We start from the raw sequence: 23,337 nt of genomic DNA, 5'->3' as shown, positions 1-23,337 counted from the left end.
CCACCGTAACCGCTCGGGTAGCGTGCGGGCGTGATCTCGTGGCGTGACGGAGTGGTGCGGGCCGTGCGCGGCTCGTGGGCCGGTGCCGTGGAGCTCGACGTGGACCTGGACCGACCGGCGGGCGGCCGTGCCGCGGTGCGGGCGCTGGCCTACCCCGCCCTCGTCGGTGAGCCGCGCCCGGGCGACCGGGTGACGCTCACCGTCTCCGCGCTGGTGCGCGGCCTGGGCACGGGCGGCTACGCGATGGTCGTCGCGTTGCCGGACCGACTGCCGCCGGACCCGGCACCCGGCCCGGGGCACGTCGTCAAGGCGCGCTACACACCGCTGCAGCCGATGGTGCTCGGCGTGGACGAGCAGGAGTCGCCGTGGCACACGCAGCTGCGCGACGCGGACGACCTCGACGGGCTCGTCGTCGTGGTCGCCGACCTGCACTCCGCGCTGCCGGCCGTGCTCGCCGGCCTGCGGGCCCGGGCCGCCGAGACCGGCCGGCCCGCACCGCGCGTGGTCTATGTCATGACCGACGGCGGGGCGCTGCCCCTCGCCTTCTCCCGCTCGGTGGCCACGCTGCGCGAGGCCGGGTGGCTGGCGGCCACGATCACCGCCGGCCAGGCCTTCGGCGGGGACCTGGAGTCCGTCGGGGTGCACACGGCGCTGCTCGCGGCGCGGATCGTCGTGGGCGCGGACGTCGCCGTCGTCACCCAGGGACCGGGCAACCTCGGCACCGGCACCCGGTGGGGGTTCTCCGGGGTGGCCGCCGGGGAGGCGCTCAACGCGGCCGCGGTGCTGGGCGGACGCCCGGTGGCCGCGCTGCGCGTCTCCCAGGCGGACCCGCGGGAGCGGCACCGCGGCGTCTCGCACCACAGCCTCACCGCCTACGGGCGGGTGGCGCTGCGGCCGGCGGACGTCGTCGTGCCCGACCTGCCCGGCCCCTTCTGGCAGGGGGTGCGCGAGCAGGCCGGCACGCTGTGCGCACCGACCGGCCCACACCGGCTGGTCGAGGTGCCGGCGGGGGGCCTGCGCCGGGCCCTGGAGGACGTGCCGGTCCGGCTCTCGACGATGGGCCGCGGGCTCGACGAGGACGAGGCCGCGTTCCTCGCCTCCGCCGCGGCAGGTGCGCACGCGGCCGTCCTGGCGTCGCAGGAGGCGCCGCCCGCCGGTTAGCCCGGCTCGTCGCTCTCGTGGAGCTGGACCAGGGCGGCGAGCCGTCCCGCCTCCCGCCGGCCGTGCTCGCCGTCGGCGGTCTGCACCGCCATGACGGCGAGGGTGGTGCCGTCGGACACGTCGAGCTGGGCCCACGGGTGGTTCTGCCCGAACCGGACGGCGACGATCTGCTCCCACGCCAGACGCCGGACGCGGACGACGTTGCGCACGGTGATGCCGGACTCGTCCGGGACGGCGCGCACGGCCGCCTGCCGGAAGCACAGCCAGGCCAGTACGAGCGCGGTGAGGCTGAAGCCGACGAGGTCGCCCAGCGGCATCTCCAGGTCGTTGACGGCCATGACGACGAGGAGCGTGGGCAGTCCGAGGACGGTGAGGACGAAGAGGACCGAGGCCACCCAGCGCGCCGCCCGGGGGCGGAACGGACGCAGCAGCTCCGGCGGGACCGTCACAGCCGCGAGGCGTGGATGGAGGTGACGATGATCGCCCGCGCCCCGACCTCGTACAGCTCGTCCATCACCCGGTTGGTGTCCTCCCGGCGCACCATCGCCCGCACCGCCCGCCAGTTGCCGTCGTGCAGCGGGGAGACGGTCGGGGACTCCAGGCCGGGGGTGACGGCCACCGCCTTCTCCACGTGCTCCACCGGCACGTCGTAGTCGATGAGGACGTACTGGCGCGCCACGAGCACGCCCTGGATGCGGCGGTCGAGGACGGCCACGGCGGCGTCGGCGGGCTTGCTCGCGGGGCGGATGAGCACCGCCTCGGAGTGCAGGATCGGCTCCCCGAAGGTCTCCAGGCCGGCGGCGCGCAGCGTGGAGCCGGTCTCGACGACGTCGGCGACGACGTCGGCGATGCCGAGCTGGACGGAGGACTCCACGGCGCCGTCGAGGTGGACCACGGTCGCCTCGACCCCTCGCTCGGCGAGGTAGTTGCCGACGAGCACGTCGTAGCTCGTCGCCACCCGCTTGCCGGCGATGTCCTCCACCGAGCGCACCGTGCCGGGCGGCGCGGCGAAGCGGAACGTCGAGCGGGCGAAGCCGAGCGGTCGGTGCTCGACGGCGGTGGTGCCGGAGTCGAGCAGCAGGTCCCGCCCGGTGATGCCGATGTCGACGGTGCCCGAGCCGACGTACACGGCGATGTCACGCGGACGCAGGAAGAAGAACTCGACGTCGTTGTCCGGGTCGGGCAGCACGAGCTCCCGGTCCCGCCGCCGGCGGTACCCGGCCTCGGCGAGGAGCTCGATGGCGGGCTCGGACAGCGAGCCCTTGTTGGGGACGGCGATGCGCAGCACAGGGTCTCCGGGGTGGTGGGTCAGAGCTTGCGGTAGACGTCCTCGAGGTCGATGCCTCGAGCGACCATGAGTACCTGCAGGTGGTAGAGGAGCTGGGAGATCTCCAGCGCGGTGGCCTCGGCACCCTCGTGCTCGGCCGCCATCCAGACCTCGGCCGCCTCCTCGACGATCTTCTTGCCGATCGCATGGACCCCGGCGTCCAGCAGGGCGACCGTGCCCGACCCCTCGGGTCGGGTGGCGGCCTTGTGCTGCAGCTCGGCGAAGAGGTCGTCGAAGGTCTTCACGTGCCTCAGGATAGGCCCCGTCGCACCCTGCCCGCGGCAGGCGTCCACCGTCACCCGGCACCGAGGAGGTCGTTGGTGACGGCCGCGGCGACGTCGACCTCGCCCTCGAGCAGGCCGTGGACGTCCATGAACGCGGCCATCTCCTCCCACAGCGCGAGGTCGCTCTCACCGGTCGCCGCGCCGTACAGCGGGACCGTCGCCTCCAGGGTGGCCAGGGCGGCCTCCCGGGCGGTGGGGTCGGTCAGGCCGGGGACGTACTCGGCGGCGACGTCGACCGCCGCCCGCGGGTCGGCGACGACGTCCCGGACCCCCCGCATGGTCGCGGCCAGGACGGCCGCGAGCATCTCGGTGTCCTCGGCCAGCAGGTCGTCGTGCGCGCCGAGCCCGATCCCGACGAGCGGGACGTCCTCGAGCGCGATGGTGCGCACCTCCACGCCCGCCTGGGCGAACTGGACGGCGTCGTTGTTGGCGAAGCCCATGACGGCGTCGACGTGGCCGGCGGCGAGAGCGGCCTGCTGGGTGAACCCGATGTGCTCGACGGTGACGTCCTCCTCGGTGAGGCCGGCGTCGGCGAGGAGCGCCAGCAGCCCGAACCATGTCTCGCCGAACGGGCCGGGCACGCCCACCGAGCGGCCGGCGAGGTCGGCGGGCGAGGTGATGTCGGAGTCCGCGGGGACGATGAGCACCACCGGGTACTCCTCGTAGAGGGTGGCGACGGTGACCACCGGGACGCCGGCGGCGCGTGCCTGGAGCATCTCGTCGCCGCCCGCGACGACGAGGTCCTCCTCCCCCGCCTCGAGGGCACCGAAGAGCGACTCCGAGGCGCCGTGGTGACGCAGGCTCACCTCCACACCGGCCTCCTCGTAGTAGCCGTTGGCCTCGGCGAGGTAGAAGGGCGCGAACTGGACGTCGGGGGTGTAGGTCAGCCCGATGACCACCTCGCCGGTGCTGTCGGTGGCGGCGGTGGTGCCCTCCCCCGGCTCGGGTGCGGGGTCGGTGGCGGGGTCGCTGCAGGCGGCGGCGAGGAGGACGGCGGACGCGGCGACGACGCCGGCGGCGGTGCGGACAGCTCTCACAGGGTGCTCCTTACGGGTCGGCGTGCGGTGCGCCGGGCGGCGAACCGGGTGCGGGCGGTGGGGCCCTCGGGCACCGCGACCCGCTCGACGGCGCGCAGCAGGGTGTACATCGCGATGGCGAGGGCGGACAGGACGGTGAGGGTGGCGAACAGGCCGGTGGTGTCGGCGGAGTTGGCCTGGACGGAGAGCACCATGCCCAGCCCCTGCCCGCCCATGACGAACTCACCGACCACGGCACCGGTGACGGACAGGGTGAAGCCGTTGCGCAGGCCGGTGAGCAGGCTGGGCAGCGCCATGGGGACCTCGATGTGCCGCAGCATGGTCCAGCCGTGCGCACCGTCGAGGCGGGCCGCGTCGACCACCTCCGGGTCCAGGGTGCGCATCCCGAGCACGGTGGCGAGGAGGATGGGGAAGAAGACGAGCAGCGCGCAGAGCAGCACGATGGGCAGCAGCCCGTAGCCGACCCAGATGACGAGCAGTGGCGCAAGCGCCACCGCGGGCAGCGCCTGGGAGGCGGCGACGTAGGGCTGCAGGCCGGCGGCGACCCACCGGTTGCGGGCGATGAGGTAGCCGAGGGGGAAGGCGACCGCGGCGCCGAGCAGGCTGCCCAGGAGCGCCTCCGCCCAGGTCACCCAGGTGTACCCGAGCAGGCCGCCGGTGGTGAGGTCGGCCCACAGCCGCCGGGCCACCGCGGAGGGGGCGGGCAGGAAGAACGGGGAGACCAGCCCGGCACGGGCCACCGACTCCCACAGGAGGAGGACGCCGGCGCCCAGCGCGACCGGGGTGAGCAGGACGAGGCGGCGGGAGCGGCGGTGCGCGGCCAGCGTGCGCGCGAGCGGCGCCGGGTGCGCTGCGGGCTGCGCCATGTCGTCCCTCCGGTCCTCATCGGCGTGGACCGGGGTCGACAGACGCGTGCGCGGCTGCCGCGCGCACCGGGATCCGGTGCGCGCGCGTGCATCCTCCCATCCGGACTTTCACCGTCGGTCCTGGAGTTCCACCAGGTCAACCGCCTCGCAAGGCGGGTCGCGGACTGTCACCGCCGGTTCGGAATCTCACCGACCCCGGAGCACGTACTTGCGCGGTCAGTGTGCCACAGGTGCCGCGCCCGCGGCGAACCGCTACCGCGCGGCGGCGGCGAGCTCGCGCAGCGCGACGACCTCGGCGTCCGGGTCGTCCGCCCCGTAGACCGCCGAGCCGGCGACGAAGGTGTCGGCACCGGCCTGCGCGGCGACCGCGATGGTGCTCCGGGAGATGCCGCCGTCGACCTGGAGCCACACGTCGCGCCCGGAGGCGTCGATCGCCGTCCGCGCGGCGCGGATCTTGCCCACAGTGCCGGGGAGGAACGGCTGCCCGCCGAAGCCGGGCTCGACGGTCATGACGAGGATCATGTCGAGCTCGTCGAGGTAGTCGAGGTAGGGCGTGATGTCGGTGGTGGGGCGCACCGCGACGGCCGCCCGGGCGCCGGCGCGACGGATCTCGCGGGCGAGGCGCAGCGGCGCCACGGAGGCCTCGGCGTGGAAGGTGACCGACGCGCAGCCGGCCTCGGCGTAGGCGGGGGCCCAGCGGTCGGGGTCGGCGATCATCAGGTGGGCGTCGACCGGGACGGGGCTCACCGCGACGATCCGCTCGACGACCGGTAGCCCGAGGGTGAGGTTCGGCACGAAGTGGTTGTCCATGACGTCCACGTGCACGAGGTCGGCGGAGGCGATGCGCGCGAGCTCGCCGGTGAGGTCGGCGAAGTCGGCGTTGAGGATGCTGGGGGTGATGCGTACGGTCACGGCTCCGACCCTACCCGGCGGGCGGGGGTGGGCCGCGGGTCAGCGGTCCCGGCGCAGGAGGGCGAGGAACATCGCGTCCGTGCCGTGGAGATGGGGCCACAGCTGGACCTGCGGACCGTCGCCGAGGGCGGGCACCTCGGTGGCGGCGGCCGCGGCGACGGCAGCACGGGCGTCGAGGCGGGTGACGTCGTCCCGCCCGCGCAGGACGTCGTCGACGACGGCGGCGGTCTCGGCCAGGTGGGGTGAGCAGGTGACGTAGGCGACCACTCCCCCGGGCTTGACCGCCCGGAGCGCGGAGGTGAGCAGCTCGCGCTGGAGGGTGGTCAGCGTGGGCAGGTCCTGGGGTGTGCGGCGCCAGCGTGCCTCGGGGCGGCGGCGCAGGGCGCCCAGGCCGGTGCACGGGGCGTCGACGAGGACCCGGTCGTAGCCCTCCGGCTCCTCCTCGCCGAGGAGGCGCCCGTCCCCGGTACGGACCTCGACCGCGTCGGCGGGCAGCGCCGCGGTGGACTGCCGCACGAGGCGGGCCCGGTGGGGGGCGACCTCGTTGGCGACGAGACGCACCCCGCGCCGGGCGGCGACCGCACCGAGGAGGGCGGCCTTCCCGCCCGGTCCGGCGCACAGGTCGAGCCACCGGTGCTCCTCCTCGGCGTGGCCGAGGGGGGCAGCGGCGAGGGCGAGGGCGACGAGCTGGCTGCCCTCGTCCTGCACCCCGGCTCGTGCGTCGCGGACCGCGGCCAGCGCGGCGGGGTCGCCGCCGGGCAGCCGCAGTGCCGTCGGTGCCCAGCGCCCCGGCTCGGCGTGCTGGGCCAGGGTGCCCTCGACCTGCCGGGTGAGCGCTTCCGGGGAGATGAGGCCGGGGCGGGCGACGAGCGTGACGGCAGGTGACTGGTTGTCCGCGCGCAGCAGGTCGACCAGCTCGTCGGTGGGCCGGCCGGTGGCGCGCAGCGCGGACCGCATGGCGCGCACCACCCACGCGGGGTGGGACTCGACGGCGGCCAGCCGGTCGACCTCGTCGGTGGTCGCGGTGCGCAGCCGGTCGAGCCAGGTCTCCAGGTCCGCGCGGGCGACGGCGCGCAGCACGCCGTTGACGAAGCCGACGGCGCCGTGCCCGGCCCGCTCACGGACCAGGGCGACGGTCTGGGAGACGGCGGCGTGGGGCGGGACCCGCATGCCCAGGAGCTGGTGGGTGCCCAGACGCAGCAGGTCGAGCACCGGCGGGTCGACCTGGTCGAGCGGGCGCCCTCGGGTGCAGTGCTCGAGGACCGCGTCGTAGCGTCCGCGCAGGCGCAGCGTGCCGTAGACGAGCTCGGTGGCGAAAGCGGCGTCGCGCCCGGTCAGGCCACGCTCGCGCAGCACCCGGGGCAGGACGAGGTTGGCGTAGGCGTCCCCGGTGGCGACGGCCTCCAGGACGTCGGCTGCCGCTGCCCGGGCGGCGTCGGGCGTGTGACGCCCGGTGGGTCGGCCGGTCTGGCGACGGGGGCGCTGCCCACCGCGGGGGCCGTGGCCGCGGCCGCGCGGCTGCTCGCTCACCGGGCGTCCTCGCCGGGCCGGGCGTCCCCACCGAGCCGAGCGTCCTGCGGAAGGCGGGCGCCGCGCGCCCAGTCGGCCGCCGCCATCCACGAGCGTCCCGCAGGAGCGACCTCGCCGAGCTCGACCGCGCCGTTGCCGGTGCCCACCAGCACCTCGTGCTTGCCGGCGCGGACCTGGCCGGGTGCCAGGTCGGTGACGTCGGGGCGCGGTCGCACGGGGCGGAGCTTGAGCCGGGAGCCGTCCGGGGCGGTGGTCCACGCTCCCGGTGCCGGGGTGGTGCCGCGGACCAGGCGGTCGACGGCGGCGGCGGGGGCCGCCCAGTCCACCCGTGCGTCGGCCGGCTCGAGCCGCGGTGCGAGGCTCACGCCGTCGGCGGGCTGCGGGACAGGGGTGGCAGTGCCGGCGTGGAGCGCCTCGAGACTCGCCAGGAGCAGCGGCGCACCCGCCTCGGCGAGCCGGGTCAGGAGGTCCCCGGCGGTGTCGCGGGGGCGGACGGTCTCGGTCAGGGTGCCGAGTACGGGCCCGGTGTCCAGGCCCTCCTCGATGAGGAACGTCGTCGCGCCGGTGACGTCGTCGCCGGCGATGAGGGCATGCTGCACCGGGGCGGCGCCCCGCCAGGCCGGCAGCAGGGAGAAGTGGAGGTTGACCCAGCCGTGCCGGGGGACGTCGAGCAGCTCACGCGGCAGCAGCGCACCGTAGGCGACGACGGCGGCGGCGTCGAGGTCGAGGTCGGCGATCTGCTGCTGCACCTCGGGGTCGCGCAGCGTGCGGGGGGTGAGCACGGGCAGGCCGCGCTCCCGGGCCCAGGCGGCCACCGGGCTGGGGTGCAGGGTGCGGCCGCGGCCGCGGCGGGCGTCGGGCCGGGTGAGCACCGCGACGACGTCGTGCTCGGAGTCCACCAGGGTGCGCAGCGACGGGAGGGCGACCTCGGGGGTGCCGGCGAAGAGGAGGCGCATGGTCCAGGAGTCTAGGTGGACCGCCCGGCCGCCACGCTCACGCTCAGGTCTCGTCGGAAGGTGCGAGCGGTCGCACGGGCAGCCCGAGGCCGGCCAGGTCGGAGCGGAGCCGGTCGGCGTCGGTGAAGTGCAGGGCGAGGAGTCCCAGCGCGGCGGCGCTCGCGACGTTCGGCGGGGAGTCGTCGGTGAACACGGTGCGGGCGGGGTCGAGCGCGAACCGGTCGACGAGGAGCTCGTAGATCGCCGGGTCCGGCTTGGCGAGGCCGACCTCGCCCGAGACGAGCACCGCCTCGAGGCGGTCGATGACCGGCGCGGAGCGGGCGGCCTCGTGGAACGTCTCGGCCGACCAGTTCGTCAGGCCCAGCACCCGGACACCGGCCGCGCGCAGCTCGTCGACGATCTCGGTGGTGCCGGGGACCGGCCCCCCGAGGGAGCGGGCGAAGTTGCGGATGTAGTGCTCGAAGTCGGCGACGCGGTGGGGGTGGGTCGCCGCCAGGGCGGCGGTCGCGTCGGCGATGGTCCGCCCCGCGTCCTGCTCGTGGTTGAAGGCCGGGAAGTCGATCTCGGCGGAGAACGCCTCCCACTCCTCCCGCGTCCAGCGGTCGGCGAAGGCGTCGTAGGGGTCCCACTCGACGAGCACCCGGCCGAGGTCGAAGACGACGGTGGTGATCGGGCCGTTGGCGGCGGGCGAGGACTGCATGGAGCTGCGACCTTTCTCTCAGGACCGCCGTCGAGCCTATCCCGATTCGTTCCCCCGGCCCGCGGAGGCGGATCATGGGGACATGTCCCTCGCCGCCCACCGACCCGACAGCACACTCACCGCACGGTGGCGGGGCAGGCTCCCCGGTCTGGCGCTCGCGGTGGTGCTCGCCGTCGTGGCAACCGCCGTGGGGACCGCGCTGCCGGTGGTGGGGGCGCCGGTGAGCGGCGTGGTCCTCGGCGTCGCGGTCGGGGTGCTGCTGCGCCGCCGGGCCGGGGCGGTGCCGACGCTGGCCCCCGGGCTCACGGTCGCGAGCAAGCTCGTGCTCCAGGTCGCGGTCGTCCTGCTCGGGGCGCGGCTGTCGCTGGCGCAGGTGGCCGACGTCGGCCGCAGCTCGCTGCCCGTCATGCTCGGCACGGTGGTGGTGTGCCTCGTGGGCGCTGCGGTGGTCGGGCGCCTGCTCGGGGTGAACGACGAGCTGCGGGCCCTCATCGGGACGGGGACCGCGATCTGCGGGGCGTCCGCGATCGCCGCCGTCACCCCGGTGGTGCGTGCCTCGGGCAGCAACGTCGCCTACGCCCTGTCGACGGTGTTCGCCTTCAACCTCGCCGCGGTGCTCGTCTTCCCGCCGCTCGGCCAGCTCCTCGGGATGAGTGAGGAGGTCTTCGGGCTGTTCGCCGGCACCGCGGTCAACGACACCTCCTCGGTGGTCGCCGCCGCGACGACCTTCGGGCCGACGGCGGCCGACCACGCCGTCGTCGTCAAGCTCGTCCGGACGCTCCTCATCATCCCGATCGTCTTGGGGTTGTCCGTCCTGGTCGCCCGCCGCGACCGCCTGGCCACCGGCGGGTCGGCCCGCCCGTCGGTCGTGCGTCTCGTGCCGTGGTTCCTCGTCGGCTTCCTCGTGCTCGCGACGGTCAACAGCCTCGGGCTCGTCCCCGCCGCGTGGCACGGTCCGCTGGCGACGGCGGCGACGTTCCTCATCACGGTGGCGCTGACGGCGATCGGGTTGTCCACCGACCTGCCCGCGCTGCGCGCCGCCGGGCTGCGGCCGCTGCTGCTCGGCGGGATCCTCTGGGTGCTCGTCACGCTCAGCGCGCTGGCGATCATAGCCCTCACCGGGACCGGCTGACGGTCAGATCTCCGCGGGGTCGACCTCGACGCGGACGGTGTCGGGCTCCTTGTGGGCGCTGCGCACGGCTGCCGCCTGGGCCAGGGCGCGGGTGAGCTGAGCGCCGTCGCGCAGGTCGGTGCGCACGATGGCCTGGACCTCCTCCTCCGACCACGGCACCGGGCCCAGGACCTCCGCACCGGCAGGCAGCTCGAGGTACCGCAGGAGGCTCGCGACGGCGCGGGAGGTGCCGCGCACGGCGGCGAGGCGCGCCGCCGGGGGCAGCCGCAGCTCCCGCCGCTGCTCCAGCTCCCGCTCCGCGAACCCGGCCGGGTCCCAGCGCACGAGCGCCTGGGCCGGGACCGGGGCAGGGTCGCCGAGCAGCATGACGCGGCCCCCGGCGGAGGCCGGGCGCACGAGCGCGGCCGCGGCCAGCCAGCGGCGCAGCGCCTCGGCCTCGGCGCCGAGGTCCTGGCGCCCGGAGACAGCGGCGCCGTCGAGCAGCAGCGCACCCTGGTAGCCGCCCCGGGCCACCGGCTCGGCACCGGGTGTGGCGACGACGACGCGCGGACGGTCGTCGACCTCGCGCACCACCCCGTGGTCGGCGCGGGCGCCGGAGAGGAGGACCGGCACCTTGGGGAAGGCCCGGCCGAGCTCCTCGGCGGTGCGGGCCGAGCCCACGCGGCGGGCCCGCAGCGCGGTGCTGCCGCAGGCTGGGCAGGCCCAGGTCCGGTCCGGACGCCCGCACCAGCGGCACGCGGGCACGCTGGACCGCCCGGCGAGCTGGAGGGGCCCGTGGCACTCCCGGCACCGGGCCGGCTCCCGGCAGCGCCGGCAGGCGACGACGGGCAGGTACCCCGCGCGCGGGACCTGGACGAGCACCGGGCCGTTCTCCAGGGCCTCCTGGACCAGCCGCCAGGCCGGGTGCGGGATCCGGGCGGCGGCAGCCGGGCCCTCCCGGGCGAGGTCGACCTCCCCCGGTGCCTCGACCCGCGGTGTGCGGGCACGCACCGTGGCGCGGGTGGCGACGACGGGTGCCGCCCAGCCGGACTCGACGAGCAGGGCGGCCTCCACGGTGCGCGACCATCCCCCGAGCAGGAGCCCGGCCCGCTCGTGCGCGGCTCGCAGGGTGAGCACCTCCCGGGCGTGCGGGTAGGGTGCGCGCGGCTCGGCGAGGAGGTCGTCGCCGTCGTCCCAGCACACGACGAGGCCGAGCCTGCGTACGGGCGCGAACGCGGCGGCCCGGGTGCCGACGACCACGCGGGCCTGCCCGAGGAGCACCCGGAGGAAGGCGCGGTAGCGGCGCGCCGGGCCGTGCTCGGCCTGCAGCGCGACGACGGGCTCGCCGGGCAGTGCCTCGGTGAGCACCGCGTGCAGCTCCTCGACGTCGGCGGCGGCGGGCACGACGACGAGCACGCCGCGCCCGGAGGCGAGGGTGGCGGCACACGCCTCGGCGATCGCCGCGAGCCGGTCCGGTGTCCCGGACCCGTGCTGGGGCAGCGCCGACCAGACGGCCCGGGGTGACTCCCCCGCCGCCAGTCGCCGCACGTACGCCGGGCCGCCGACGTAGTCCTGCCAGGCGGTGCCGGGCAGGTGGGCGGCAGTCGTGCCGGTGCGGTCCGCGGCGCCGGCCTCGAGCACCGCCTTCTCGGTGGTGGCGTGACGGGGCGGGACGGCGAGGCGGACGACGTCCATGAGCGTGCCGGCGTAGCGGTCGGCGACGGCCCGGCACAGGTGGGCGACCTCGGGAGTGAGCACCGGCTGCGCGGAGACCACCCGCCGGATCGGGGTGAGCGTGCCGTGGTGGTCGGTGGTGGCGGCGCGCTCCAGCACGAAGCCGGCCCGGTCCTTGCCGGCGAACCGTACCGAGACCCGGGTGCCGGGCTGCGCGGCGGCGTCGAGCTCGGGCGGCACCCGGTAGTCGAAGGGCCGGTCCAGGTGCGGCAGCGGCACGTCCACCGCCACGCGTGCGACAGGCAGCTCGACGCCCGCGGCCTCGACGCCGGAGACCGTGCGCACCCCGGAGGTGCCCTCGAGCAGCGTGGGCTGGTGCACCGGTCTCACCTCCGCTCACATCTCACCACGGGCCACCGACGTCGGGCAGGCCCTCCACAGGCGGGGGCGGGTCAGCCGACGGCCCGGCGCAGCTCCTCGACCCGGTCGGTGCGCTCCCAGGTGAAGGTGGGCAGCTCCCGGCCGAAGTGGCCGTAGGCGCTGGTGTCCCGGTAGATCGGACGCAGGAGGTCGAGCGCGTCGACGATCGCGGCGGGGCGCAGGTCGAAGACCTCGGTGACGGCGGCCGTGATCCGCTCCACCGGCACCGTCTCGGTGCCGAAGGTCTCGACGTAGACGCCCACCGGGTGGGCCATGCCGATGGCGTAGGCGACGTGCACCTCGCACCGGCGGGCGAGGCCAGCGGCGACGACGTTCTTGGCCACCCACCGGGTGGCGTAGGAGGCGGAGCGGTCCACCTTGGAGGGGTCCTTGCCGGAGAAGGCGCCCCCGCCGTGGCGGGCCATGCCGCCGTAGGTGTCGACGATGATCTTGCGCCCGGTGAGGCCCGCGTCGCCCATCGGTCCGCCGACGACGAACTGGCCCGTCGGGTTGACGTAGAGGTTGTGGCCGGCGGTGTCGAGCTGCGGGGCGTGCTCGGCGAGCACGGGGGCGACGACCTCGGCGGCGATCGCCGAGCGCAGCCAGGCGGAGGTGACGTCGGCGTCGTGCTGGGCGGAGACGACCAGCGAGTCCAGCGCCACCGGCCGGTCTCCGTCGTAGGCGATGGTCACCTGGGTCTTCCCGTCCGGGCGCAGCCCGGCGACGATGCCCTCCTTGCGCACGAAGGCGAGCCGCTCGGCGAGCCGGTGGGCCAGCCAGATGGGCAGTGGCATGAGCTGCGGGGTGTCGTCACTGGCGTACCCGACCATGAAGCCCTGGTCGCCGGCACCCTGGTCGTCGAAGGGGTCGCGCCGCTCCCCCGCCCGGCTCTCCCACGACGTGTCCACGCCGCTGGCGATGTCCGGGGACTGCTGCCCGATGGAGACCTGCACGCCGCAGGAGTGGCCGTCGAAGCCGATGGAGGAGGAGGTGTAGCCGATGGCGCTGACCTCACGGCGCACGATCTGCGGGATCTCGACGTACGCCTCGGTGGTCACCTCGCCGACGACGGTGACCAGACCGGTCGTGACGATGGTCTCGACCGCGACTCGTGCGTCCGGGTCCTCACGGAGGATGGCGTCGAGGATCGAGTCGGAGATCCGGTCGCACACCTTGTCGGGGTGGCCCTCGGTCACGGACTCGGACGTGAAGAGACGCAGGCTGGGCATGGAGGTCACCGGTCGATCCTAGATGAGCGGGTCAGCGCAGCCGCGGGACGATGAGGTCCCACAGCCCGCGGGCGACGTCCTGCTTGGTGCCGGCGGCCTCGCCCACCGCCTCGCCCCGGGCGTCGAGCACGGTGACGGCGTTGGCGACGTCGCCGAAGCCCCGGCCGTGGCCGACCGCGTTGACGGCGAGCAGGTCGGCGCCCTTGCGCCGCGCCTTGGCGCGGCCGAGCTCCAGCACCTCCTCGGGGGTGCCGGTCTCGGCGGCGAAGCCGACGACGACGAGCCGGTCCCGGGGGCGGGCGGCCACGGTGGCGAGGATGTCGGGGTTCTGCACGAGGTGGACGACGTCGGGGGCCGACTCGTCCTTCTTGATCTTGCGGTCCGCGGTGGTGGCGGGCCGGAAGTCGGCGACGGCGGCGGCCATGACGAGGACGTCCGCCCCGCTCGTGTGGGTGTCGACGGCGGCGGCGAGCTCGGCGGTCGTCTCGACGTCGACGACGTCGATCGCCGGGTGCGCGACCAGCGCGCGGGCGGGGGCGTCGATGGAGGCGGCGAGCAGCGTGACGTCCGCGCCCCGCTGGGCGGCCTCGAGCGCGAGGGCGGCGCCCTGGAGGCCGGAGGACCGGTTGCCGAGGAAGCGGACCGGGTCGAGCGGCTCGCGGGTGCCGCCCGCGCTGACGACGACCCTCCGGCCGGCGAGGTCCTGCGGTGTGACGAGGGCGAGCGCGGCGGCGGTGATCGCCTCGGGCTCGGGCAGCCGGCCCGGTCCGGTGTCGGCGCCGGTGAGCCGGCCGGAGTCGGGGTCGAGCACGGTGACACCGCGGGCGCGCAGTGTGGCGACGTTCGCCACCGTCGCCGGGTGCTGCCACATCTCGGTGTGCATCGCCGGGGCGAGGAGCACCGGGGAGGTGACGGTGAGCAGCGTCGTCGTGAGCAGGTCGTCGGCCCGCCCGGTCGCCGCCCGGGCGAGCAGGTCGGCGGTGGCGGGGGCGACGACGACGAGGTCGGCACTGCGCCCGAGGGCGACGTGGTCGACCTCGGTGGCACCCTCGAAGACGCTCGTCGTGACCGGCTCCCCGGACAGCGCCTCCCACGTGGGGCGCCCGACGAACTCGAGCGCGGCCTCGGTGGGGATGACCCGCACCCGGTGACCGGCCTCGCGCAGGGCGCGCACGATGAAGACCGCCTTGTACGCGGCGATCCCTCCGGTGACCCCGAGCAGGACGCGCAGCCCGGGCTGGCGCCGGCTCACTCCTCGGTGGTCGGCGTGGCCTGGAGCAGACCCTCGTTGATCTCGCGCAGCGCGATCGACAGCGGCTTGTCGTTCTGACCGTGCGGGACGAGGGGGCCGACGAACTCCAGCAGGCCCTCCTGGAGCTGGGCGTTGTAGGCGTTGATCTGGCGGGCCCGCTTGGCGGCGTAGATGACGAGGGCGTACTTGGAGTCCGCGGCCTCGAGCAGCTCGTCGATCGGCGGGTCGGTGATGCCCTCGGGCTGGGCAACGGTTCCGGACATGGTCACCTCAGGTCTCGGGTGGTGGGGCGGCACCCGCGGATGCGGGCACGCGCAGCGATCCAGTCTACTCGGTCGGCAGTCCCATGAGGGAGACGAGCTCGTCGGTGGCGCGTGTCACGACGTCGTTGACGATGATGTCGTCGAACTCGTCGGCGGCGGCCAGCTCCTCCCGTGCGGTGCGCAGCCGGCGGGCGCGCTCCTCCGGTCCCTCGGTGCCCCGCGCGAGGAGGCGCCGCTCGAGCTCCTCGAAGGAGGGCGGGGCGAGGAAGACGAAGCGGGCGTTGGGCATCGTCCGCCGGACCTGGCGGGCCCCCTGCAGGTCGATCTCCAGGAGTGCCGGCTCCCCCTTGCGCAGCTGCTCCTCCACCGGCCCACGAGGGGTGCCGTAGCGGTGGCGGCCGTGCACGACCGCCCACTCCAGGAGCTCGCCGTCGGCGATCATCCGGTCGAACTCCTCCTCGGAGATGAAGTGGTAGTGGACGCCGTCCACCTCGTTCGGGCGCGGGGGGCGGGTGGTCACGGAGACCGAGAGCCACACCCGGGGGTAGCGGCGGCGGATGTCCGCCGAGACGGTGCCCTTGCCGACCGCGGTGGGTCCGGCGAGGACGGTGAGGCGGGACTCGGCGGCCGGCGAGCTCGGGGTCACGGTCACCCGAACCGCTCGAGCAGTGCCTCGAGCTGGTTGTGGCCCAGCCCGCGGACCCGGCGGGACTCGGAGATCCCGATCTCGGCCATGATCGCGCGGCTCTTGACCTTGCCGACCCCCGGGAGCGACTCGAGCAGCTCGACGACGCGCATCTTGCCCAGCGCCTCGTCCTGGGCCGCGTCCTCGATGACCTGCGCCAGGGAGATCTGGGAGTACTTCAGCCGGTTCTTCACCTCGGCGCGACGGCTCCGCGCAGCCGCGGCCTTGGCCAGGGCGGCGGCGCGTTGCTCGGGAGTCAGGGACGGAAGGGCCACGACGATCACCTCGGGGACGGGGACAGGGTCTGCTCAGCGCAAGGTACCGAGCACGGCCCCAAGTCTGCCAGTGACCGTGGGGTCAGGGGCCCGACCGCACGTCCGTGCATCCGCGCGCTCACCGGGAGACGGCCGCGCGCACCTCGGCACCCGCGTCGGCGGCGGCGGCCCGCAGGTCGCCCGCCTGCGGGCCGGCGGCGAGCACGGCCCGCGAGGTGCTGGCGAGGACGGCGTGCTCGGCCCCGGCGAAGACCGCGGCGAGCTCGGCCCTCCCGGCGCCCTGCGCCCCGATCCCCGGGACCAGGAGCGGCGCCCGGGAGGCGGCGAGGTCGATACCCAGGTCACGCACGGCCGACCCCGTCGTCGCACCGACGACGAGCCCGACCGAGCCGAGCCCCTCCCCCACCGGGCCTGCGGCGTTGAGACCGGCAACGCCCTCGACGAGCGCGGCGGCGACCGAGCGCCCCTCCGGGCCGACGGCGTGCTGGACCGTCGCACCCTCCGGGTTGGAGGTGAGCGCGAGGACGAACACCCCCCTGCCGGTGGCGTGGGCGAGCTCGACGGCCGGGGCCAGCGACCCGAGCCCGAGGAACGGGGACAGTGTGACGGCGTCGGCGGCCAGCGGCGCGCCATCGGCGAGGTAGGCCTGGGCATAGGCGGCCATGGTCGAGCCGATGTCGCCCCGCTTGACGTCGAGCACGCTGAGCACGCCGGTGTCCCGGCACGCGACCAGCACCTCCTCGAGCACCGCGACGCCGGCGGCGCCGTGCCGCTCGAAGAGCGCGGACTGCGGCTTGAGCGCGGCGACCCGGCCGCCCAGGGCGTCCACCACCCGCAGGGCGAGCTCGCGCAGCCCGCGCGGGTCGTCGGGCAGCCCCCACGCGGTGAGCAGCCCGGGATGGGGGTCGATGCCCACGCACAGCGGGCCGCGCTCGTCCAGCGCGGCGGCGAGCCGGGTGCCGAACGGCACCGGGGTGCTCATCGGCCGACCCGGCCGGCGCCGGCCCCCTCCTGCGCCCGGGCCGCCCGCGCGGCGCGGGCGGCGTCGTGCTCCTGCAGCGAGGTCACGGTCATCGGGCCGAGGCCGGAGACCTCGATCGCCTGCACGGCGGCGTTGAACTCCTGCATCGTCGTGATGATCGGCTTGTCCGTGGCGGTGGTCGCGGTCCGGATCTCGTAGCCGTCGGCCCGGGTGCCCTGCCCGGAGGGGGTGTTGACCACCATGTCGACCTCGCCGGACTCGATGAGGTCGATGATGGTCGGCTCGCCGTCGGGGCCGCGCCCGTCGGAGGCCTTGCGCACGAGGCGGGCGGGGATGCCGTTGCGGTGGAGCACCGCGGCCGTGCCGGCCGTGGCGAGGATCTCGAAGCCGAGGTTCTGCAGCCGGGCGACGGGGATGGCCAGCGACCGCTTGTCCCGGTCGGCGACCGAGACGAACACCGTGCCGCCGGCCGGCAGGCCGCCGTAGGCGGCGGCCTGGGACTTGGCGAAGGCGCGCGGGAAGTCCACGTCGTAGCCCATGACCTCGCCGGTGGAGCGCATCTCGGGGCCGAGGACGGTGTCCACCACCGATCCTTCCCGGGTGGCGAACCGCTTGAACGGCAGCACCGCCTCCTTGACCGCCAGCGGCGCGTCGAGGTCCGGGTGGGTCGCGTCGCGCAGGGGCAGCACGCCCCGCTCGCGCAGCTCGGCGATGGTGGCCCCCGCCATGACGAGCGAGGCGGCCTTGGCCAGCGGCACCCCGGTGGCCTTGGCCACGAACGGCACCGTGCGCGAGGCGCGGGGGTTGGCCTCGATGACGTAGAGGACGTCGGAGACGAGGGCGAACTGGATGTTGAGGAGCCCGCGCACGCCGACCCCCTCGGCGATGGCCCGGGTCGACTCGGCGATCCGCTCGATCTCCCGCTGGGAGATCGTCACCGGGGGCAGCACGCAGGCGGAGTCACCGGAGTGGATGCCGGCCTCCTCGATGTGCTCCATGACGCCGCCGAGGAAGAGCTCGGTGCCGTCGTAGATGGCGTCGACGTCGATCTCGATGGCGTCGTCGAGGAAGCGGTCGATGAGGAGCGGGCCGGTGGTCGCCCCGATACCGGTGCGCCGGGCGTAGTCGCGCAGCTGGGCGGCGTCGTAGACGATCTCCATGCCGCGCCCACCGAGCACGTAGGAGGGGCGCACGAGCACCGGGTAGCCGACCCGGGCGGCGACCTCCTCGGCCTGCTCCAGGGTGGTCGCGGTGCCGAAGGCGGGAGCGGGCAGGCCGGCACGGTCGAGGACGGCGCCGAAGTTGCCGCGGTCCTCGGCGGCGTCGATCGCCTCGGGCGGGGTACCGAGGATCGGCACCCCGGCGTCGGCGAGCCGCTGGGCGAGGCTGAGCGGCGTCTGCCCGCCGAGCTGGACGATGACACCGGCGACCGGCCCGACGGCGAGCTCGGCGTGGTAGACCTCCAGGACGTCCTCGAAGGTCAGCGGCTCGAAGTAGAGCCGGTCGGAGATGTCGTAGTCGGTGGAGACGGTCTCCGGGTTGCAATTGACCATGACCGTCTCGTACCGCTCGGCCAGCGCCATCGTGGCGTGGACGCAGGAGTAGTCGAACTCGATGCCCTGGCCGATGCGGTTGGGGCCCGAGCCGAGGATGATGACCGCCTCGCGCTCGCGCGGCTCGACCTCGGTCTCCAGGTCGTAGGAGGAGTAGTGGTAGGGGGTCTCGGCGGCGAACTCCGCGGCGCAGGTGTCGACCGTCTTGTACACGGGGCGCAGCCCGTAGGCGTGGCGCACCTCGCGCACGGCGTCCTCCGACAGGTCGCGCAGCTGACCGATCTGCGCGTCGGAGAAGCCGTGGCGCTTGGCCTCGGCGATCAGCTCGCGGGTGAGGGCGGGCGCGGCGCGCAGCTCGGCGGCGACCTCCTCGACGAGCATCATCTGGTCGAGGAACCACGGGTCGATCCGGGTGGCCTCGTGGAGCTCGGCGACGGTGGCGCCGCCGCGGATGGCCTGCTGCATGTCCACGAGCCGGTGGGCGGTGGGGGTGCGCACCGACTCCAGCAGCGCCGCGGTCTGCTCGGCGTCCGGGGCGGGGCCGTCCCAGTGGAAGACGCTGCCGCCGCTGTCGATGGAGCGCAGCGCCTTCTGCAGCGCCTCGGTGTAGTTGCGGCCCAGGGCCATGGCCTCGCCCACCGACTTCATCGTCGTCGTCAGCACCGGGTCGGCGGCGGGGAACTTCTCGAACGCGAACCGGGGCACCTTGACGACGACGTAGTCCAGCGCCGGCTCGAAGGAGGCGGGCGTGGACCTGGTAATGTCGTTGGGGATCTCCTCCAACGTGTACCCGATCGCCAGGCGGGCGGCGATCTTGGCGATCGGGAACCCGGTGGCCTTGGAGGCCAGCGCGGAGGACCGGGAGACCCGCGGGTTCATCTCGATGACGATCATCCGGCCGGTGGTGGGCTCGACGGCGAACTGCACGTTGCACCCGCCGGTGTCGACCCCGACCTCGCGGATGACCGCGATGCCGATGTCCCGCATCCGCTGGAACTCGCGGTCGGTGAGGGTCATGGCCGGAGCGACGGTGACGGAGTCGCCGGTGTGCACGCCGACCGGGTCGACGTTCTCGATGGAGCACACGACGATGACGTTGTCCGACCGGTCGCGGATCAGCTCGAGCTCGAACTCCTTCCAGCCGAGGATGGACTCCTCGAGGAGCACCTCGGTGGTCGGTGAGTACTGCAGGCCCGCCCCCGCGATGCGGTCGAGGTCCTCCGGGGTGTGGGCCAGGCCGGAGCCGAGCCCGCCCATGGTGAAGGAGGGCCGCACGACGAGCGGGTAGCCCAGCTCCTCGGCGGCGGCGTGGCACTCCTCCAGGGAGTGGGCGATGACGGAGCGAGCCACCTCGGCGCCGCAGCGCTCGACGATCTCCTTGAAGGCCTGGCGGTCCTCGGCGGCGTGGATCGCCTCGACGGAGGCGCCGATGAGCTCCACCCCGTACTCCTCGAGCACCCCGGCCTCGTGCAGCGCGATCGCGGTGTTGAGCGCGGTCTGGCCACCGAGGGTGGGCAGGAGGGCGTCGGGACGCTCCTTGGCGATGATGGTCGCGACGACCTCGGGGGTGATCGGCTCGACGTAGGTGGCGTCGGCCACCTCCGGGTCGGTCATGATCGTCGCCGGGTTGGAGTTGACCAGGACGACGCGCAGGCCCTCCTCGCGCAGCACCCGGCAGGCCTGGGTGCCGGAGTAGTCGAACTCGGCGGCCTGCCCGATGACGATCGGCCCGGAGCCGATGACGAGGACGGAGCGCAGGTCGGTACGGCGCGGCATCAGGCGTTCTCTCCAGCGGTGTGGGTACGCGAGCTCCGGTACTGCGTCACGAGCTCGAGGAAGCGGTCGAAGAGGTGGGCGGCGTCGTGCGGGCCGGCCGCCGCCTCGGGGTGGTACTGGACGGAGAAGGCCGGGATGTCCAGGGCGCGCAGGCCTTCGACCACTCCGTCGTTGAGGCTGATGTGGGAGACCTCGACGCGGCCGAAGCGGCCGTTGTCGTAGGGCGCGGTGCTCACCTCGGCGATCGGGGCGTCGACGGCGAAGCCGTGGTTGTGGGCGGTGATCTCGACCTTCCCGGTGGTGCGGTCGAGCACCGGCTGGTTGACGCCGCGGTGACCGTAGTCGAGCTTGTAGGTGCCGTAGCCGAGTGCCCGGCCGAGGAGCTGGTTGCCGAAGCAGATCCCGAAGAACGGGATGCCCTGGGTGAGGATGCCGCGGAGCAGCTCGACCTCGTGGTCGGCAGTGCCCGGGTCGCCCGGGCCGTTGGAGAAGAAGACGCCGTCCGGGTTCAGCGCGATGATCTCGGCGAGCGTGGTGTGCTGCGGGACGACGTGCACCCGGGCCCCGCGCTCGGCCAGCTGGGCGGGTGTGCGGGCCTTGATCCCGAGGTCGACGGCGACGATCTCCGCGACCGGCTCACGGCCCGCGAACTCACCGCTCGGCTCGACGACGTAGGCCTCCTGGGTGGAGACCTCCCCGGCGAGGGCCGCGCCGGTCATCTGCGGGGCCTGGCGCACGAGGTCGATGAGCACCCCGAGGCCGGGGTGGCCCAGCGACATCGCCCCGGCGGGCAGCGCCGCACCGGAGAAGATGCCCGCGCGCATGACACCGCGGTCGCGCAGCCGACGGGTGAGCGCGCGGGTGTCGACGTGGCAGATGCCGACCACGCCCTGGTCGCGCAGCTCGTCCTCGAACTCGCGCACCGAGCGCCAGCTCGACGCGCGCCGGGCGGGTTCGCGGATGACCAGACCGGCGACCCACACCCGGTCGGACTCGGCGTCCTCGTCGTTGACGCCGGTGTTGCCGATGTGCGGGGCGGTCATCGTGACGATCTGCCGGTGGTAGGAGGGGTCGGTGACCGTCTCCTGGTAGCCGGTCATCGCGGTGGCGAAGACGATCTCCCCGACGGTCCGTCCCTCGGCAGCGTAGGCACGGCCCGGGAGGACGTAGCCGTCCTCCAGGACGAGCAGGGCGTCCGCTCGCTGGTTCCTCACCGGGTTCCTCCTGGTACGTGGTCGGCGACGGGCTGGGCGTCGAGGACGGTGGCACGCCCGCGGAGGAACGTGGCCACGACGCGCCCTGGCAGGGTACGGCCCTGGAAGGGGGTGTTGCGGCTGGTGGTCGCCTGCTGGGCACCGTCGACGACGACGCGCGCGGCCGGGTCCACCAGGGTGAGGTTGGCCGGCTCCCCCACGGCGAGGGGGCGGCCGTGAGACTCGACACGTCCGATCCGGGCGGGGCGGGTGGAGAGCACCTGGGCGACCCCGGCCCAGTCGAGCAGCCCCGGCTCGACCATGGTCTCGACGACGACGGACAGGGCGGTCTCCAGCCCGGTCATGCCGAACGCGGCGTCGGCCCACTCGCAGTCCTTGTCCTCCACCGGGTGGGGCGCGTGGTCGGTGGCGACGATGTCGATGGTGCCGTCGGCCAGCGCCGCGCGCAGGGCGCGCACGTCCTCGGCGGTCCGCAGCGGCGGGTTGACCTTGTACACCGGGTCGTAGGTGCGGGCGAGCTCGTCGGTGAGGAGCAGGTGGTGGGGCGTGACCTCGGCGGTGACGTCGATGCCGCGGGCCTTGGCCCAGCGCACGATCTCCACCGAGCCGGCGGTGGACAGGTGGCAGATGTGCACCCGCGACCCGACGTGCTCGGCGAGCAGGACGTCGCGGGCGATGACCGACTCCTCGGCGACCGCGGGCCATCCGGTGAGTCCGAGCTCGGCCGACACCACCCCCTCGTTCATCTGGGCCCCCTCGGTGAGGCGGGGCTCCTGGGCGTGCTGGGCGATGACGCCGTCGAAGGCCTTGACGTACTCCAGGGCACGGCGCATGAGCACCGGGTCCCACACGCAGTGGCCGTCGTCGGAGAAGACCCGCACGCGTGCCTGGGAGGCGGCCATGGCACCGAGCTCGGCGAGCTGCTCGCCGGCCAGGCCGACGGTGACCGCGCCCACCGGGTGGACGTCGGCCCACCCGGCCTCGCGGCCCAGGCGCCACACCTGCTCGACGACGCCGGCGGTGTCGGCCACCGGGTAGGTGTTGGCCATGGCGTGGACCGCGGTGAAGCCGCCGAGCGCGGCGGCGCGCGTCCCGGACCACACGGTCTCGGCGTCCTCGCGGCCGGGCTCGCGCAGGTGGGTGTGGAGGTCGACGAGGCCGGGCAGGGCGACGAGGCCGTGTGCGTCGACGGTGCGGGTGCCGGTGGGTGCGGCACCGGTGGCGTCGGGGCCGATGGCGGCGATGACGCCGTCGGTGAGGAGCAGGTCGGTGGGCTCGCCCCCGAGCGGGGCGGCCCCCTGGATGAGGTAGCTGGTCACGGGGTGGTTCCTTGGGTCGTCGGGGTCGGTGCCGGTGCCCCGGCGAGGAGGTGGTAGAGGACGGCCATGCGCACGGAGACACCGTTGGCGACCTGCTCGACGACGGTCGAACGGGGGCTGTCGGCGGCCTCCGCGGAGATCTCCAGGCCGCGGTTCATCGGCCCGGGGTGCATGACGATGGCATGGTCGGGCAGGGCGGCGAGCCGCGCGCCGGTGAGGCCGTACTGGCGGTGGTACTCCAGGGGTGAGGGGAAGTACCCGCCGCCTGCGCTGGACATCCGCTCCCGCTGGACGCGCAGCATCATGACGGCGTCCGGCCCCTCGGCGATCGCGGCGTCGAGGTCGTAGCGGACCTGGGCGGGCCAGGTGTGCACCCCGACGGGGACGAGGGTGGGTGGTGCCACGAGGGTGACCCGTGCGCCGAGGGTGGTGAGGAGGTCGACGTTGGAGCGCGCCACCCGGGAGTGGAGCACGTCCCCCACGATGACGACGGACAGCCCGGCGAGGTCACGGCCGCGCGGGTCGCCCCCGCCGGCGGCGAGGTGGCGCCGGACGGTGAAGGCGTCGAGCAGCGCCTGGGTGGGGTGCTGGTGGGTGCCGTCACCGGCGTTGACCACGGGCACGTCGACCCACCCGGAGTGGGCCAGCCGGTGCGGGGCGCCGGAGGCGCTGTGCCGGATGACGACGGCGTCGGCGCCCATCGCCTGGAGGGTCTGGGCGGTGTCCTTGAGCGACTCGCCCTTGGACACGCTGGAACCCTTGGCGGCGAAGTTGATGACGTCGGCCGAGAGCCGCTTGGCGGCAGCCTCGA

At 74.8% G+C, this 23,337-nt stretch carries 22 protein-coding genes and 1 riboswitch; of the genes, 2 read left to right on the top strand and 20 right to left on the bottom strand.

Annotated elements, in window-relative coordinates; genetic code table 11:
• Window positions 1-30: 30 nt before the first annotated feature.
• Window positions 31-1,161, top strand: coding sequence for a DUF3866 family protein (locus Q0195_RS02005; RefSeq protein ID WP_299273852.1), 1,131 nt, complete (start codon window positions 31-33; stop codon window positions 1,159-1,161).
• Here the strand turns inward: Q0195_RS02005 and Q0195_RS02000 are convergent.
• The 9 genes from Q0195_RS02000 to Q0195_RS01960 all read right to left on the bottom strand — a co-directional run bounded on the left by Q0195_RS02000 (window position 1,158) and on the right by Q0195_RS01960 (window position 8,773).
• On the bottom strand, window positions 1,158-1,610 hold the full coding sequence (locus Q0195_RS02000) for a PH domain-containing protein (protein ID WP_299273849.1): 453 nt from the start codon (window positions 1,608-1,610) through the stop codon (window positions 1,158-1,160). The two genes, Q0195_RS02005 and Q0195_RS02000, sit on opposite strands and share 4 nt — an antisense overlap.
• Window positions 1,607-2,449 (bottom strand): ATP phosphoribosyltransferase, encoded by an 843-nt coding sequence (gene hisG / locus Q0195_RS01995; protein ID WP_299273846.1) that lies wholly within the window; start codon window positions 2,447-2,449, stop codon window positions 1,607-1,609. Before hisG ends, Q0195_RS02000 begins: the two co-directional genes overlap by 4 nt.
• Window positions 2,450-2,469: 20 nt before the next feature.
• Window positions 2,470-2,733 (bottom strand): phosphoribosyl-ATP diphosphatase, encoded by a 264-nt coding sequence (locus tag Q0195_RS01990; RefSeq protein ID WP_299273844.1) that lies wholly within the window; start codon window positions 2,731-2,733, stop codon window positions 2,470-2,472.
• Between the two features lie 50 nt (window positions 2,734-2,783).
• A complete protein-coding gene (locus tag Q0195_RS01985) occupies window positions 2,784-3,809 on the bottom strand; it encodes an ABC transporter substrate-binding protein (protein ID WP_299273841.1) in 1,026 nt (341 codons plus the stop codon).
• Window positions 3,806-4,675, bottom strand: coding sequence for an ABC transporter permease (locus Q0195_RS01980; RefSeq protein WP_299273838.1), 870 nt, complete (start codon window positions 4,673-4,675; stop codon window positions 3,806-3,808). Before Q0195_RS01980 ends, Q0195_RS01985 begins: the two co-directional genes overlap by 4 nt.
• An 83-nt stretch (window positions 4,676-4,758) precedes the next feature.
• A riboswitch (FMN riboswitch) is annotated at window positions 4,759-4,882 on the bottom strand.
• A gap of 45 nt (window positions 4,883-4,927) precedes the next feature.
• Window positions 4,928-5,587, bottom strand: a complete 660-nt coding sequence (gene rpe / locus Q0195_RS01975) for a ribulose-phosphate 3-epimerase (RefSeq protein WP_299273835.1) — start codon at window positions 5,585-5,587, stop codon at window positions 4,928-4,930.
• A 39-nt stretch (window positions 5,588-5,626) separates the two neighbouring features.
• Window positions 5,627-7,117 carry a transcription antitermination factor NusB gene (locus Q0195_RS01970; RefSeq protein ID WP_299273833.1) on the bottom strand — a complete coding sequence of 497 codons (1,491 nt, stop codon included), beginning with the start codon at window positions 7,115-7,117 and terminating at the stop codon, window positions 5,627-5,629.
• Complete coding sequence (gene fmt, locus Q0195_RS01965; RefSeq protein WP_299273830.1) at window positions 7,114-8,073, bottom strand: methionyl-tRNA formyltransferase; 960 nt, start codon at window positions 8,071-8,073, stop codon at window positions 7,114-7,116. Before fmt ends, Q0195_RS01970 begins: the two co-directional genes overlap by 4 nt.
• A gap of 43 nt (window positions 8,074-8,116) precedes the next feature.
• Window positions 8,117-8,773 (bottom strand): HAD family phosphatase, encoded by a 657-nt coding sequence (locus tag Q0195_RS01960; protein ID WP_299273827.1) that lies wholly within the window; start codon window positions 8,771-8,773, stop codon window positions 8,117-8,119.
• A gap of 82 nt (window positions 8,774-8,855) precedes the next feature.
• On the opposite strand from Q0195_RS01960, the gene Q0195_RS01955 reads away from it, so the two are divergent.
• The gene (locus Q0195_RS01955) at window positions 8,856-9,905 is read left to right on the top strand and encodes a putative sulfate exporter family transporter (RefSeq protein WP_299273825.1); all 1,050 of its coding nucleotides are present in this window, start codon (window positions 8,856-8,858) and stop codon (window positions 9,903-9,905) included.
• 3 nt (window positions 9,906-9,908) lie between these two features.
• Here the strand turns inward: Q0195_RS01955 and Q0195_RS01950 are convergent, their stop codons facing one another.
• The 11 genes from Q0195_RS01950 to Q0195_RS01900 all read right to left on the bottom strand — a co-directional run.
• Window positions 9,909-11,939, bottom strand: coding sequence for a primosomal protein N' (locus Q0195_RS01950; protein WP_299273823.1), 2,031 nt, complete (start codon window positions 11,937-11,939; stop codon window positions 9,909-9,911).
• A 71-nt stretch (window positions 11,940-12,010) separates the two neighbouring features.
• The gene (gene metK, locus Q0195_RS01945) at window positions 12,011-13,207 is read right to left on the bottom strand and encodes a methionine adenosyltransferase (protein ID WP_299273913.1); all 1,197 of its coding nucleotides are present in this window, start codon (window positions 13,205-13,207) and stop codon (window positions 12,011-12,013) included.
• Window positions 13,208-13,238: 31 nt separating this feature from the next.
• Window positions 13,239-14,438 (bottom strand): bifunctional phosphopantothenoylcysteine decarboxylase/phosphopantothenate--cysteine ligase CoaBC, encoded by a 1,200-nt coding sequence (coaBC, locus tag Q0195_RS01940; protein ID WP_299273910.1) that lies wholly within the window; start codon window positions 14,436-14,438, stop codon window positions 13,239-13,241.
• Between the two features lie 17 nt (window positions 14,439-14,455).
• Window positions 14,456-14,722, bottom strand: coding sequence for a DNA-directed RNA polymerase subunit omega (gene rpoZ / locus Q0195_RS01935; RefSeq protein ID WP_299273820.1), 267 nt, complete (start codon window positions 14,720-14,722; stop codon window positions 14,456-14,458).
• A gap of 64 nt (window positions 14,723-14,786) precedes the next feature.
• A complete protein-coding gene (gene gmk, locus Q0195_RS01930) occupies window positions 14,787-15,374 on the bottom strand; it encodes a guanylate kinase (RefSeq protein WP_299273818.1) in 588 nt (195 codons plus the stop codon).
• Window positions 15,371-15,682 carry an integration host factor, actinobacterial type gene (gene mihF, locus Q0195_RS01925; protein ID WP_299273815.1) on the bottom strand — a complete coding sequence of 104 codons (312 nt, stop codon included), beginning with the start codon at window positions 15,680-15,682 and terminating at the stop codon, window positions 15,371-15,373. The genes gmk and mihF overlap by 4 nt, the downstream gene beginning before the upstream one ends.
• Before the next feature lie 118 nt (window positions 15,683-15,800).
• Window positions 15,801-16,664, bottom strand: coding sequence for an orotidine-5'-phosphate decarboxylase (gene pyrF, locus Q0195_RS01920; protein WP_299273813.1), 864 nt, complete (start codon window positions 16,662-16,664; stop codon window positions 15,801-15,803).
• Complete coding sequence (gene carB, locus Q0195_RS01915) at window positions 16,661-19,993, bottom strand: carbamoyl-phosphate synthase large subunit (protein ID WP_299273810.1); 3,333 nt, start codon at window positions 19,991-19,993, stop codon at window positions 16,661-16,663. The genes pyrF and carB overlap by 4 nt, the downstream gene beginning before the upstream one ends.
• A complete protein-coding gene (gene carA, locus Q0195_RS01910) occupies window positions 19,993-21,207 on the bottom strand; it encodes a glutamine-hydrolyzing carbamoyl-phosphate synthase small subunit (RefSeq protein ID WP_299273807.1) in 1,215 nt (404 codons plus the stop codon). Before carA ends, carB begins: the two co-directional genes overlap by 1 nt.
• Window positions 21,204-22,526, bottom strand: coding sequence for a dihydroorotase (locus Q0195_RS01905; RefSeq protein ID WP_299273804.1), 1,323 nt, complete (start codon window positions 22,524-22,526; stop codon window positions 21,204-21,206). The genes carA and Q0195_RS01905 overlap by 4 nt, the downstream gene beginning before the upstream one ends.
• On the bottom strand, window positions 22,523-23,337 hold an 815-nt coding region (locus tag Q0195_RS01900; RefSeq protein ID WP_299273802.1), incomplete at its 5' end, for an aspartate carbamoyltransferase catalytic subunit. The genes Q0195_RS01905 and Q0195_RS01900, both read right to left, overlap by 4 nt.

It is taken from the genome of uncultured Georgenia sp., assembly GCF_937958535.1.
In the GTDB taxonomy this organism is placed as follows: domain Bacteria; phylum Actinomycetota; class Actinomycetes; order Actinomycetales; family Actinomycetaceae; genus Oceanitalea.
This window is presented reverse-complemented; position numbering and strand designations above follow the sequence as displayed.

Bases quoted from the DNA above. Each gene is read 5' to 3' on its own strand.
- pyrF (WP_299273813.1), bottom strand. From the start codon at position 16,664: ATGAGCACCCCGGTGCCGTTCGGCACCCGGCTCGCCGCCGCGCTGGAC.
- rpoZ (WP_299273820.1), bottom strand. From the start codon at position 14,722: ATGTCCGGAACCGTTGCCCAGCCCGAGGGCATCACCGACCCGCCGATC.
- fmt (WP_299273830.1), bottom strand. From the start codon at position 8,073: ATGCGCCTCCTCTTCGCCGGCACCCCCGAGGTCGCCCTCCCGTCGCTG.
- Q0195_RS01980 (WP_299273838.1), bottom strand. From the start codon at position 4,675: ATGGCGCAGCCCGCAGCGCACCCGGCGCCGCTCGCGCGCACGCTGGCC.
- metK (WP_299273913.1), bottom strand. From the start codon at position 13,207: ATGCCCAGCCTGCGTCTCTTCACGTCCGAGTCCGTGACCGAGGGCCAC.
- Q0195_RS01960 (WP_299273827.1), bottom strand. From the start codon at position 8,773: ATGCAGTCCTCGCCCGCCGCCAACGGCCCGATCACCACCGTCGTCTTC.
- carB (WP_299273810.1), bottom strand. From the start codon at position 19,993: ATGCCGCGCCGTACCGACCTGCGCTCCGTCCTCGTCATCGGCTCCGGG.
- Q0195_RS01955 (WP_299273825.1), top strand. From the start codon at position 8,856: ATGTCCCTCGCCGCCCACCGACCCGACAGCACACTCACCGCACGGTGG.